The sequence below is a fragment of the Alloacidobacterium sp. genome (assembly GCF_035631355.1).
GTDB lineage: Bacteria > Acidobacteriota > Terriglobia > Terriglobales > Acidobacteriaceae > Alloacidobacterium.
This window is the reverse complement of sequence record NZ_DASQIX010000058.1, coordinates 1-13,947: the sequence shown is the minus strand read 5'-3', so window position 1 is coordinate 13,947 and position 13,947 is coordinate 1. Positions and strand designations below refer to the sequence as shown.

General features: G+C 56.9%; 7 protein-coding genes. 2 read left to right on the top strand and 5 right to left on the bottom strand.

Annotated elements, in window-relative coordinates; all coding sequences use genetic code 11:
• Positions 1–176: 176 nt before the first annotated feature.
• Together VEV40_RS10040 and VEV40_RS10035 are read right to left on the bottom strand one after the other, a co-directional pair.
• On the bottom strand, positions 177–1,634 hold the full coding sequence (locus tag VEV40_RS10040) for an amidohydrolase family protein (RefSeq protein WP_324832041.1): 1,458 nt from the start codon (positions 1,632–1,634) through the stop codon (positions 177–179).
• A 76-nt stretch (positions 1,635–1,710) separates the two neighbouring features.
• Positions 1,711–3,693 carry an ATP-dependent DNA helicase gene (locus VEV40_RS10035; protein ID WP_324832040.1) on the bottom strand — a complete coding sequence of 661 codons (1,983 nt, stop codon included), beginning with the start codon at positions 3,691–3,693 and terminating at the stop codon, positions 1,711–1,713.
• An 80-nt stretch (positions 3,694–3,773) separates the two neighbouring features.
• Here VEV40_RS10035 and der point away from each other — a divergent pair, with 80 nt between their 5' ends.
• Entirely contained in the window at positions 3,774–5,225 is a 1,452-nt protein-coding gene (gene der / locus VEV40_RS10030; RefSeq protein WP_324832039.1) for a ribosome biogenesis GTPase Der, read from the top strand.
• Positions 5,226–5,228: 3 nt separating this feature from the next.
• Here der and VEV40_RS10025 read toward each other — a convergent pair whose 3' ends face one another.
• From VEV40_RS10025 to VEV40_RS10015, 3 genes are all read right to left on the bottom strand, one after another.
• On the bottom strand, positions 5,229–7,772 hold the full coding sequence (locus VEV40_RS10025; RefSeq protein ID WP_324832038.1) for an ABC transporter permease: 2,544 nt from the start codon (positions 7,770–7,772) through the stop codon (positions 5,229–5,231).
• A 121-nt stretch (positions 7,773–7,893) separates the two neighbouring features.
• A complete protein-coding gene (locus VEV40_RS10020) occupies positions 7,894–10,326 on the bottom strand; it encodes an ABC transporter permease (protein WP_324832037.1) in 2,433 nt (810 codons plus the stop codon).
• Positions 10,327–10,527: 201 nt separating this feature from the next.
• Positions 10,528–11,673, bottom strand: a complete 1,146-nt coding sequence (locus VEV40_RS10015) for a DUF7544 domain-containing protein (RefSeq protein ID WP_324832036.1) — start codon at positions 11,671–11,673, stop codon at positions 10,528–10,530.
• A 231-nt stretch (positions 11,674–11,904) separates the two neighbouring features.
• Here VEV40_RS10015 and VEV40_RS10010 point away from each other — a divergent pair.
• Positions 11,905–13,947, top strand: a 2,043-nt coding sequence (locus tag VEV40_RS10010; RefSeq protein ID WP_324832035.1) for a carboxypeptidase-like regulatory domain-containing protein, incomplete at its 3' end; no start/stop codon positions are given.

Here is a 13,947-nt window from a genome sequence, read left to right as displayed (position 1 = left end):
CGCGACGATTAACCCGCCCACCGTAAGAAACAGCGCGGTCGTCTTCCACAGCGAACCGTTACCTGGAAGCCCCTGCTGTGCATTGCCGAAGAACGTCATGCCGCAGGAAATCAGCGCGAACAGCAGCAGCGTTCCGGCAAGGATGTAGAGGTTGCGGGCCATGTCCCGCTTTTATGCTACCGGATTCCGGCCAGCCCCTGCACAGAAGCGCGCAGCTTTGCCGGGTCGTAGCCGACGCCGTCCTTGAAAACAGTCTCGACCTTTTCCACGTCGTTGATCTTATCTGCCGGGTTGCCGTCGACGACCACGATATCAGCAGCCTTGCCGGGAGCAATGGTTCCAATGCTCGCATCCTCGACCAGCCACTTCGCTCCGTTTTCCGTTGCGATATGTATCGCCTCGACTGGCGTGAAGCCGGCTTCGACCAGCAACTCAAGGTTGCGCTGATCGCCAAAGCCAGCAAGAATACCGCCGAAGCCTGTCGGATCACAGCCAGCCATGAGCAAGCCGCCGGCTTTTACAAAGCTTCGCTCAAACTCCATTTCTTTCTTGAGCAGCACAGCCCAAGGCGATTTGTCTCCGTTCTCGGCGATGGATGCGCGTGTCTCCAGCACATGGCTCCATGATTGCCCGGACATCGATGACTTCTGCTCCGTTTCGAATTCCAGCGGCGCACGTCCAGCCACAAAGCTCTCAAAGATCGCCAATGTCGATGTGACAGCTACATGATGACTCACAAGGTCTTGAATCATCTTTTGCACCAGCGCGCTCTCTATATCGAGGCTCTTCGCCATTTCCATCATCGGCCCGCGTTGTCCAGGACACACACCTGGTTTCTTGCCCGAGTAGAACTCGGTATCCACAACGAAACCGTGCTCCAGGTTGTCGATGCCCATATCAGCAGCCTCAGTAAAGCCAATCGAGCACAGATGGCCTGTAATTTTCAGCCCTTTCGCATGAGCATGATCAATCGCCGCCTTCAACTCATCTGGCGTGATGTGCATGTATGCCTTGAATGACGTAGCGCCCTCCGCGGCCCAGTAATCGACCAAACGGCCAGCGTCCGCCGCATCTTTCAATTCATAGAGTTGTGGACCCAGTGTGGGAGCACCTTCCAGATACGGCGCCGTGAGATGCAGCTTCGGCCCAGGCAGCTTGCCTGCATCAATGGCTTTCTTTAACTCAATATCCGCATAGGGCTCCACGCTCCCCGCAGTACGCGCCGTCGTAACTCCTGCCGCAAGGTAGAGTCGCGGCGCGGAATCCGGCGCTTCACCGAAGAAGACGACGCCATCCTTGGGCTCGAGTGGTGTGGCGTAATACAAATGCTCGTGCATGCCAACCATCCCCGGAAAAACCGTCTTCCCTTCCAGATCAATCACCTTCGCACCCGGCGGAAAAGCATTGCGCAGCATGGCGCTTTGCACATTGACGATCTTGCCATGGTCGATGTCGATCCGCATCCGCTCACGCGCCGGCGCGCCGGTGCCATCAATCAGGCGCACATTGTTCAGCACGATCATCGGTGCGTCTTCCTTGATATAAGTCTTCAGTGAATTCGGTGCTGTAGTCTGCGCGGCGCAGACGCTCGCCAGAATGAAAACTCCCGCCATCAACTTACATATAAATTGCACGGAATGGCCTCTATCTGAGAGGTTCAGAAAAACAAACCCACTTTGAGGCAAGCATCCACCAGCCGTCAAGACAGAATTATTTTCGCTGAAAGAAATCGCCGACTGCGGCAATGTCCTGAGTAACACGGTAAGGAGGAAGGCTTTCAAGAAAGATGCGCCCATAGCGCTGCCGCTGGATACGCGGGTCGAGCAGCATGAGCACGCCGCGGTCTTCAAGCGAGCGGATCAGCCGCCCGAATCCCTGCTTCAAGGTAATCACCGCCGACGGCACCTGATATTCAAAGAAGGGGCTTCTTCCCTCCTCTTCAATCGCTCGCATGCGCGCCTGCACCACGGGGTCTGTCGGCACGGCAAACGGCAGTCGATCGATAATGACGCAGCTTAAGGCCTCACCCTGCACGTCCACTCCCTGCCAGAAGCTCGACGTGCCGAACAGCACGGCGTTCGGCGTTGCGCGAAATTCTTCAAGCAACGCCTTGCGCGGCGCATTGCCCTGCAGCAGCAGCGGATAAGGCAGTTCCATCAACAATCGCTCATAGATATCGCGCATCTGCTGATAGCTGGTGAAGAGACAGAAAGCGCGCCCCTCGGAAAGCTCCAGCACACGGTGGATTTGCTTCGTCGCCTGTTCCTGAAAATTCGGGTCGCGCGGGTCTGGCATCTCCGGCGGCAGATAAAGCAGCGCCTGGTCGCCATATCTGAAGTGCGACGGCACCACAAGCTCGCGCGCGTCTTCCATGCCAACGCGCCTGCGAATATGCTGAAACCCGCCCTGCACTGTCAGCGTAGCTGAGGTCAGAATGACGCTGGGAAAATTCTCAAACAGTAATTCGTTGAGCAGCTGCGAGACATCAATCGGCGTAGCTTGCAGATAAGTATTGCGGCCCGCCTCGCGCCCACGTCCCGCTCTGCGCCGCTCCAGCCAGAAGACCGTGTTGCGGTCATCAGCCTCCATCAGGAACTTCAATTGCTCCCGAATGTCCGTGGCACGCTTATTCAATCCCGGAGCCTCTTCCACGCCGCGCACATGTTCCAGTTCGCCTTCAAGACGATGCAGCGCATTGAGCAACGCAATATAAAGATCCCCCTGCGTCTCCAGAAATTCTTCACGATCGGCAAACTGCATGCGGCCTTCGCCGTGCGCTCCCATCGGCAGCGCGCCGAAGAACATGCGCGCCCGCTCGCGCAGCAGTTGCGAGGCTGAGTGAAGACCGCTGTTCAATGCCTGCTTCGCGCGCAGCATTGTTTCCAGATCACGCGCCAGTTCTTCAAAGCGCACATTGCTCAGACTGATGCCGAAATAACTCGATGCCACATCCTCCAGTTCATGCGCTTCGTCGAAGATCACCGCAGCCGCATCCGGGAGCACGCCCGCATCAGGCGCGGTCCGGGCTTGCTGCTTGATGGATAGGTCGGCGAAAAAGAGGTGATGGTTCACGATCACAACATCACTCTCTGCCGCCTTGCGACGCATTTCCGTAATAAAGCAGCGCTCGTAATTGGGGCAGCTTTGCCCGAGGCAGGCATCGCTGCGAGCGTCCAGCTTCGCCCACACCGCGCTCGCTTCCGGCAATGAATCAATCTCCGCCCGGTCGCCGGTTTCCGTCGTCTTCTCCCATTCAGCAATCGCCTGGTACTGCTCGATCTCTTCCAGCCCATTCAAAATCGGCTGATCGCGCAGCGCGTAAAGCTTATGCCGGCAAAGATAATTCGCCCGCCCCTTCATGTAGCAGACGCGCAGCGGCCCCAGCAGCGATTCGAGAAACGGAACATCCTTGAAGAAAAGCTGCTCCTGAAGGTTCTTTGTGCCAGTGGATATGATTACTCGCTGTCCGGTACGCAGCGCAGGCAGCAGATACGCCAAAGTCTTGCCGGTTCCTGTACCCGCTTCCACAATCAGGTGCCTGTGCTCCTTCAAGGCGCGCTCAACCGCATGGGCCATTTCCAACTGCCCTTTGCGGAATTCGTAGGGCAGGCTCGAACGCGACAACACGCCTCCCGGCGCGAAGAAATCATAGAGCGAAGGCAGTGAAGGCACAGTTTGAGCTACCGATGACATGAGGCGAAATTCCGGCGAAACCCTGGTTTCTATAATAGACAAGTGTTCGCCTTCTTGAGCGCGTCACGAGGAGAAAGATTTTGAGCCCCCAAAAACACCTGACGCGCAAGACTTTACCCAAATCTGCGAACGGCGCTGCTCCTATTTTCGCCATAGTCGGACGGCCTAACGTCGGCAAGTCCACCCTTTTCAATCGTCTTACTGGCTCGCGTCGCTCCATCGTTGGCGATGAACCTGGAATCACCCGCGACCGCATCTACGGCAACGTGGAATGGGACGGACGCGTCGCCCGTCTCGTTGACACCGGCGGCATCATTCCCGACGACGAAGCTATGATTCCGGCAGAAATTTTCCGCCAGGCGCGCGTCGCCCTTGAAGAGGCGCAAGCTATCGTCATGGTCGTCGATGGACGCACCGAACTCGCTTCTCCTGATATCGATCTCGCCCGCCTGTTGCTTAAGACCGGAAAGCCACTCTTTCTTGCGGTCAATAAAATCGATACCGAAGCTCTCGATGCCGGGGCCGAAAATTTTCGCCGGCTTGGAATCAAAAACCTCGTCCCAGTTTCATCCGAACATGGGCACAACATCGGCGACCTGCTTGATGAAGTCTTTGCGGTTTTGAAATTTCCGGAAGCCGGCGAAACGCTGGTAGAAGAAGAGGCAGAAAAAGATACCCCACACCGAACCCACGGCGAGTTCAAGCAGTATGAGACCCGCGTCGCCATCATCGGACGACCCAACGTCGGCAAGTCAACATTGCTCAATGCGCTGACTGGATCATCGCGCGCCATCGTCTCACCCATCGCCGGAACCACGCGTGACGCCGTCGATGAAGTCATCGAGCACTTAGGCCGTCAGCTTTGCATCGTTGATACAGCTGGCATTCGCCGCAAAGGCAAGACCCATCTGATGGCGGAAAAATTATCAGTCGTCATGGCCCGCAAGCATCTTGAAGCCGCCGATGTGGCGCTGCTCGTCATTGACGCGACCGAAGGCGTTACCGCGTCCGACGCAACCATCGGCGGCTACGCGCATGAGAGCGGCCGCTCTGTTGTCATCGTGGTGAACAAATGGGATCTCGTAACATCAAAGCGCACAGACGGCAAACCGCCCGCGGACCGCGCTATCTTTGAAGAGCAGCTTCGCAACACGCTCAAATATCTGAACTATGCTCCCGTCCTCTTCATCTCAGCTGCGGATGGTACGAACATCCATCGCGTATTAGACACGGTCAGCCGCGTGGCCGCAGAGCGCCGCAAGCGCGTTTCTACCGGCCAGATGAACCGCTTTCTCGAACGCATCGATTTTCAACGCGCCAGCGTTCCAATGTCGAAGAAAGTCCGCATCTTTTATATGACGCAGGCCGCCGTTGCGCCGCCTACATTCATTCTCTTCACGAATCGCGACGTGAAACTGCACTTCTCCTTCGAGCGCTTCCTCGAAAACCAGATACGGCAAGCCTTCGGATTTGAAGGTTCGCCGATATGGTTCAAAGTGCGTGCGCGCAACAAGGATTCCGCGGAAAAGTAGCGCCTACTCCGTCCGCAGCGCGTGCATCGGCTCCGTATTCGCTGCCCTGCGCGCGGGCACAACCGCAGCGACAAACGCAGCAGCCAGCAGTACGAGCGTCGTCACCACCAGCACAACAGGATCGTAAGGCTTGATGCCGAAAAGTTGGTTCGCCATCGCCCGCCCGCCGAGAATTGTCGCTGGAATACCGATTGCTAATCCAACAACCACTTGCAGGAAAGCACCCGCCAGCACCAGCTTCAATACCGCAGTGCGGTCCGCGCCCAGCGCCATGCGAATACCAATTTCGCTTGTGCGCCGTTCAACCGAATAGGCCGTCACGCCATAGAGTCCAATCGACGCCAGCGCCAGCGCCAGCAACCCAAAGAGCGATGTCAGTTGTGCAATCATTCCCTGCTGATTGAAGTTGCCTTGCACCTGTTCGGCAAAGGTCTGGAAGTCGATCACCGTCAGATTGGGATTCACCTGCGCAATCGCACGCCGCACCTGTGCCTCCAGCCCAGGTACAAAGCCTGACGTGTGCAGCTCAATCGCATTCAGCTTGCTGTGCGATACTTTCTCGAAAGAGCCCAGATCGGGATCGTCGTACTTCACCCACTGCGGCGACGCCAGAAAAAACATGGGCCGTATATGGCTCGTCGGCTGCCAATATTGCGTGTCCTCGGTTACGCCAACAATTTCATACGTAGCCGGCGATTTCCGGTCGATGCCGAAGTGCTGCCCAATGGCATTGCCGTCTTTGAAGAATTTCTTCGCAAAGGTCTTGTTCACCACAGCTACCGGACGTGTCGCGGATGTGTCCTGTTCGGTGAACTCGCGCCCCTGAATGAGCTTTGTGCCGATGGTGTCGAAGTAGCCTGTGCTTGCTCTCACCCACGAAGCATTGTTTTCATCGCTTCCCGGTGGAGGAGGTGCTTGCCCTTCAATGTAAACGCCGGTCCCCCAGTTGTCGCCTTCCATCGGGCTGTAAAGCGAGAAAGCAACGCTCTTCATGCCGGGAATCGCGGCGAGGTTATCGTGCAGCTGACGATAGAAGGCGTCCATCTGCTCCGGTTTGTACCCGGCCATCTGCGGATCAATATGTACTATGTAGCGATTGGTCATATCGAAGCCGAATTTCTGGTGTTGCATGTTGCGCAGGCTTTGCGTCAGTAGTCCCGCCGCACACAGCAGTACCAGCGAAACCGCCGCCTGCACGATCACAAGGCTCTTCTGAGTAATCGAACTGCCCTGTCCGGTCGATCGGTTAGCCCCGCGCAAAGCTTCAATAGGATTGGCATGCGCTGTCATCCACGCCGGAGCAACGCCAAACAGCACGCCCGTCAGCAACGAGACGCCAAAGGCAAACCCCAGCACAGGCAGCGAGGGCGTCGCATGAATCGGCACATAGCTCTTCTGGAAAGCCAGATGCAGTATCAGCTTCGTTCCGCCATAAGCAAACGCCAGACTCACAATGCCGCCCATTACCGCCAGCACAATGCTTTCCGTCAGCGCCTGCCGTACCAGTCTTGTGCGCGGCGCTCCCAGGGCCGAACGGACTGAGGTCTGCAGTTTGCGCGTCGTCGCCCTTACCAGCATCAGATTGGCAAGATTGGCGCAGGCTATCAGCAGCACAAATGACGAAATCCACATCAGCAAATGCAGCCCATCCTGGTACTCATCGCGCATACGCTGCACTCCGCCGCCGCCGGGCGCAAGATGCAGGGTCTGCTTGGGAACAAGCCCCTTATCGCGCTCCTCCACCTTGCTTACCGGACTCAACAGCCACTGGCGAAGTTGCACTTGCATCTTCGCTTCCATCTGCTTGATGTTGGCGTCGGGCTTTACGCGGCCAATAATGTTCAGCCACTGCAGATCGGGGCGGTCGCGCACTGACATCACGCCGTCAATCTGCGGCTCACTGGAGATGGGGAACCAGAACGACGCCGGGTCCGACGTGAGCCGCTCGCCATAATAGCCCGGCGGAGTGATACCGATTACCGTGTACGGCTGCCCGTTGATAATGAAGCTCGATCCCACAACCGAGAGGTCCTGCCCGAACTTCTGCTGCCAAGTACGAAAGCTCATCACCACTACCGGAGCAGCGCCCTGCTGGTCGTCGGACGGTTGCAGCAGTCGCCCGGCATAGGCGTTAATGCCGAAAGTCTGAAAAGCATTGCCGGAGACGATCTGGCTGATAAAGCTCTCCGCCGGATGGTCACTTCCCTCGCGGCGCACGCTGATCTGGTTCGCGCCTGACTGAAAAGCCGCCATCTGCGCAAACTCAGGATTGTTGTCGCGAAACATCTTGTACTGGTCATAGGAGAAGAGCGACCAGTCATCCTGCATTCCACCGTTGATGCAGCAGTTTTCCGTATCACCCACGCGCCACAACTCGCTCGGCTTCGCCACCGGGAGCGACTTCAGCAACACGGCATTCACCAGCGTAAAGATGGCGGTCGTTGCGCCGATGCCCAGCGCCAGCGTCAGGACTGCGGTCGCCGTAAATCCGGGAACTTTGCGAAACTGCCGCAACGCATAGCGAATGTCTTCAAAAACTGCCTGCATGTCTTCTCCTGATGAAGCACTATACGCAAACAGACGTCCAGTCTGTTCCCGTATGCGTGGCTCTCAATCCAGCGCAGAAGTCAGTCTTCTGTGCCCTGCGCCCCGAGACCTGTGCCCTGTTTTATTCGTTTCTAAGCGTCTTCGCCGGATCAACCGATGCGGCCCTCTGCGCCGGAACCAACCCCGCCAACCCGCCAATTGTTAATAGCGCCGCCACTGCAACAAGCAGTGACGAAACAACGCCTCCGCCAAACGAAGTGAACACATGCTTCAACATTGAGGCGGCAAAGAACGACATGCCGATGCCGATAACCAACCCAATGCCAACCCACGCCAGCGCGCTCTTCATCACCAACCCAACTACCTGCCCGCGCTGCGCACCCAGAGCCATGCGAATGCCGATTTCATTAGTGCGCTGCTCAGTAACATAACTGATCAGGCCATAGATTCCGACCAGCGCCAGCACTAGGGCTAGGCCAGCAAACGCCGTCAGCAACCAGACAATCAGTTTTCGTGACGCCATTGACGCGTTCACGCGCGACTCCAGTGTGCTCACGTCGAAAGCCGTCTGTGCCGGGTCCGCTGCGGCAATAGCCCGGTTCAAAGTAGTAGTCAGAGCAAGCGGATCGCCATCCGTGCGCACAGCAAAGCTCGCGATGCCGTTCGCTTCCTGCGAGTAGGGATAGTAACGCATCCCGTCGCTCACATCTTCTTCCAGCGAATCAGGGCGAACATCCGCCACCACTCCTACTACTGTTGACCACTGCGAGTCGGAATGAAAGCTGCCCAGGTGCTGACCAATCGGGTTCTGGCCTGGCCAGTATTTTTTTGCCAGCTTCTGATCGATCACCACCACCGACTGCGTGTTCGAGCGATCTTCCGTGCTGATCCATCGACCGGCGAGCAGCGGAATCTGCATCGTTTTGATGTAGTCAGCCGTGGCGAGACTCAACTGGCTGTGCGGCCCCGGATCATTTGGCCCCGTAGCTCGCCCTTCAATGCTGAACGAACTCGCTCCATCCTGATTGCTAAAGGGCAGCGAGGTGGTCACTGAAGCAGCTTTCACGCCGGGCTGCCCCTTCAGGTTGTCGAGCACGGCATTGACAAAAGCCTCCTGACGCTCGCGGTTGTCTTTGTATCCCTCGCCTGAGTAAACAACCACGCCGGTCAGCACGCCTTGTGGGTTAAACCCCGGATTGATCTGCTGCATCTGCCGCAGGCTTGCCAGAAACAATCCCGTCCCGGCGAGCAGCACAAAGGCCATCGCCACTTCTCCGATCACGAAAGCACTGCGCAGCCTTTGCTTATCCACAGATGCGGTCGAGGTCCGTCCACCGTCATGTAGCTGCAGCCGTTTTTGCGAGCGCACCATCCTTATCGCCGGGCCTGTTCCTGCAATCAACGAAGTCAGCAGGCCCGCTGCCGCGGTAAAGACCAGCACCCCGAACGACATCTCAACCGTATAGCCTTCGCCGAGACTCTGCGGCACTAACCACAGCAACATCCTGCCAAACACAGGTCCCACCCCAATCCCGATCAGCGCCGCCAACCCCGCGAGCAGCATTGTTTCGGTCAGCATTTGCCGCACCAGCCGCCAGGCGTTCGCGCCCAGCGCTGTCCGAATAGCAAACTCTTTTGACCGCGATGAGGCACGCGCCAGAAACAGCCCCGCCACATTCGCCGAAGCAATCAGCAGCACCAATCCCACCACTCCAAACAAAACGTAGAGCGGTTTACGCAATGGGCCGGCAGCAAATTCTGTGGCCGGTGTAGCCGTCATTCCCCAGTTGGACCGGATCGCAAACCCGTTCTGGCCCTCGCGCGCATACTCTTCGCGTGACTTTGCAGCCAGACCGGCCGAGAACTGTGCAAAGCTCACTCCCGACTGCAGCCGCACTGCGGCCACATAGCTCTCATTGAAGCGATTGCCCAGATCATATGCATTCGGCTCCAGCCCCATCGGCGTCCACACTTCCTTGCCACGCGGCCAGTCAAAATCGCTGCGCATTACACCAATCACACGATAGGGTTTCTGGTTCAGCATCACGGTCTGGCCAACCGCGTTTCGGTCGCCGCCAAAGAATTTCTGCCAAGCGCCATAACTGAGCACGGCCACGCTGTTCGCGCCCTTCTGGTCTTCTTCAGGGGTAAATGTCCGGCCCAGAATCGGTCGCGCGCCGAGCACATTGAACCATTGCCAAGTCACCTGAGCGCCATCCAGATGCTCGGTTCGCCCATCGTGAAGAATGTTGTAGCTGTCCGACAGTTCGATCGCAGCAGCCTGCACTTTGTCCTTGAGCGAAAGCGCATCGGCAAAATCCGGCACTGAGACGTCCGGAAAATCGAGGCCCAGATTGGTATATTTCGTCCGCATAATGGCGATCCGCTCGGGCGCGTCCATGCCAGAAGGGTGCATCAGGACGGCATGAATCACACTGAAAATGGCGGTATTCGCCCCAATGCCCAGCGCAAGCGTCACAATCGCTGTCAGAGCGAAGCCGGGAGCCTTAATCAACTGCCGCAGTGCAAAACGCAAATCCTCGAAAAACGCCATGCAGACACCTCATAGTGGGAATGCCCGCACATCATGTGCCAATCAAGATTGGTATGTATGTTTTTGAAAATGAGCGGCTTGGGGCAATCTCTTAGATCAGACAAGTCCAGACCCTGTCCAAAACTGGACGAGACTGTTCGTTTCCGGGCAGAATCTCCAATGGCGTTGTGCCGAAGGCGCGTCCGCCTGGACGGCCAGTCCTCACCAGACAGGAGGCGGCTCATTTAACGGAGGCAGCGGCGGCAAAGGCGGTTCGATCCTCACGCCAACCATTTCCTCCTCCGGAGGTTCCAGCAAATCACCCAGTCTTGCATAGCGCGATCCGAAGAAATACACCGCATAAGACTGCTTGAAAACTGCAACCGTCCCATAGACGGCCACCATCGCCACCAGGTAGACACCAATCAGCACCAGCGCCATCGCTGCCACAATCGCTACAAAGACCACCTGCAGGCCAATCCCTCCGTGCCACATCGCGCGGTATAACCCAAACCCAACCGCCAAGCCACCCATGCCACCCACGGCCAGAATCAGAAAGACCACCACCATCAGCGTCCAACTGATACCCAGCGCCACGACAAAGCGCAGCAGCAGATAGACAACAAATGACCCAAAATCCTCGCGTATCAGCGCTAAAAGGCGCCCAAATGCGCCCTCAATTGGAGCATCTTCGATAGCAATCGGAGGAAGCACAAAGTCCTGCAAAATCGCGTCGACCAGCATCCATGCCAGCCCCACCAACAAAGCAATGCCGAAAAACGGCAGCATCGCGCCCAGCATGGACAACGGATTCGCATGCGTTCCCTGCGCGCCAATGCGGGCTGCCATTTTCAGCATGTGGACAAAAAACGGCCCCGCTGTCGCGGCCAGCAGCACCAGGAAAGCCAGCGAAGCCAGCAGAACCACGCCGAAGTAGCGCCACGTCTGCCGTCCATACTTTGACCATGCCTCGCGCACCTTCCCCTGTCGGTATACGACCAGGTCAAAAAGTACGAAGCGCAACCGGCAGAACAGATAGGTCGCCAGCACCCATACAAGCAGGCCAATCAGCAGCACGATGGTCAGGATGACAAAGCCAGCCGCCGCCGCGGGTCCTGCAAAAGCAAGTCCGTCAACCCCTGAAAAATTCATCACCGCGCGATGCCGAATTGCCGCACCGGCAGCGGCCTGGACACCCTGCACCGGATACGAAATGATGACGGAATAGAAGCCCGGCTGTGTCAGCGCGGCAACCAAGGCAATTTTCAGAAAAAATCCCAGCCGGAACGGCGCGGCCATCACTTCGCGCGCTCGCCGGAAAGCAGGTCCAAGTGCATCAACAGGAGAAAGCTTCTTCATGCGTGCCATGAGGTTACGGCATCCACCTGAGGGCTGCAAGACAGAACGTACCTCTTATCAATTTGACCAATATTCACAATCCAACTTTCAACGGATATTGCATAGTACTTCTTGACAACCATTTCTCTCAGCCGATACATTTTCGCCTCGGAGATGGTATCGATTCCAAACCTTTAGAAAGCATGAGGTAGCCGTTTCCAATACGTACCACGAAAACCCGAATTTCCCGAGGAGACGTTGATGTTCGCTCGCAGATGTTTGTTCATAGCACTCTTTTTTGGTCTGGTACTCCCAATCCCAATCGCGCTAGCGCAATCCGATAACGCATCCATTTCCGGCACCGTCACTGATTCGGCTGGGGCAGTATTGCCGCACGCCACCATCACGGTCCGCAACGAGGCTACCGCCGAGGTTCGCAACTCCACCTCAAACGACGGCGGCTTCTACACGGTCACCAATCTGCCTCCCGGCAACTACACCATCAGGGTCGAAGCGCAGGGTTTCGAGAGCTATATCCAGAGTCACGCTCATCTGGATCCCAGCATCGGTCTCCGCATTGACGCATCACTTCGCGTGGGTAGCTCCGCCACAACAGTCAACGTCATTGCTGACGCCAACGTTGTCCAGGCGCAAACCGCAGCAGTCGGACAGCTGGTTACTCAGCAGCAGGTACAGTCCATCCAGCTCAATGGACGCAATCCCATGTACCTGGCCCAGCTTGAGCCCGGCGTCCGCCGCAGCTCCTCCATTTCGAACTTTAACTTTGGGCTCGACAACGGCATCAACATCAACGGGTCGAACAACCGTGAAAACGGCATGACCTTCGATGGCGCTCCCATGGTGCGCAGCCGGGGTAACGGCACCAGCATCGGCGTGGCCGACACGGATTCCACATCCGAAATGCAGGTGCTCACAGCAGCATATCCGGCGGAATATGGGCGCGCCTCCGGCGGCATTATCCGCATCGTCCCCAAGAGCGGTACCAGCGATTTCCACGGTGCACTCTTTGAATACCTGCGCAACTCCTTCTTCAACGCCAATACCTGGACGCGTAAATCCAACACGGACCCATCCATTTATGGCCATCCGCCAGCCTTCCGCTATAACCAGTTCGGATGGAACTTCAACGGCCCCGTCTACATCCCCGGCCTGGGGTTCAACAGCGGGCGCAAGAAGCTCTTCTTCCTCGCCGGGCAGGAATTTCTCCGCTATCGCCACGTTGATACCGACACTCGCAAAGTCCCAACAAACCTAATGCGTCAAGGCGATTTCAGCGAATTGCTTAACCCGACAAACATCTTCTATGGAAAAGCCATTCAGCTTGTGAATCCCGCCACCGGCACCCCTTATTCAGGCAATATCATCCCGCCAGGCCAGCTAAGCGCCAACGGATTGGCGCTGCTCAATGCCTATCCCGCGCCTAACACATCCAATCCCACATATAACTGGATCGATGCCGCCATCTATCCGGAAAACCAGCGCAAGGATACCCTCATCGTCGATTATCTTCCGTCTGATAGTCATCACCTACGCTTCTCCCTGCTGAACTACAACTACGACAGCGTCTCACCACACTATGGCAACTTTAACCGAACGCCACAGGTATGGCACCGACCTAACCAGGTCGCGGTCCTGCATTACACCTGGACCATCAGTCCCACTATGGTCAATGAGGCATACGTCTCAGGCAGCGCCGACCATGTGAGAATCGGCATCGATACCAGCAGCGGCCTCTACAACCGGACAAATTACGGCATCAACTATCCGTTCCTGTTCCCCCAGGGCGACAAGGAAATTCCCGACAAGATTCCGACCATCCAGATCGCCAACTTCGATACGCTTGATGGCGGTCCTTATCCGTCACACTCAGGCGGTGTCATGTGGGATGCTTCAGACAGCCTGACGAAGATCATCGGCAATCACACGCTCAAAGCCGGCTTTATCTATGAGCGCGAAAGCCAGAATGACTTCGACCAGATCAACGTAAGCTCCACCACACCTGGCGCCACCAACAACCAGAACGGCTTCTTCACCTTTACTGATACGCGCGGCGGCAACCCATCATCTAAAGCCGCTGTGGGCAACACCGCCCTGGGCCTCTTCGATACCTATGGCGAAATCGGCATCCGCGCCTACACCATCTTCCTGAGCAACATGTATGAGTACTTTGCTCAGGACACCTGGCGCGCAAGGCCGAACCTGGTCATCGAGTACGGCATTCGACACAGCATCATGCAGCCTTACTACGCGCGGTGGGGAAACCTCTCAGTCTTCTCTCCGTCA

Excerpts from the sequence above, each read along its gene's own strand:
- VEV40_RS10035 (WP_324832040.1), bottom strand. The coding sequence starts at position 3,693 with ATGTCATCGGTAGCTCAAACTGTGCCTTCACTGCCTTCGCTCTATGAT.
- VEV40_RS10020 (WP_324832037.1), bottom strand. The coding sequence starts at position 10,326 with ATGGCGTTTTTCGAGGATTTGCGTTTTGCACTGCGGCAGTTGATTAAG.
- VEV40_RS10015 (WP_324832036.1), bottom strand. The coding sequence starts at position 11,673 with ATGGCACGCATGAAGAAGCTTTCTCCTGTTGATGCACTTGGACCTGCT.
- VEV40_RS10025 (WP_324832038.1), bottom strand. The coding sequence starts at position 7,772 with ATGCAGGCAGTTTTTGAAGACATTCGCTATGCGTTGCGGCAGTTTCGC.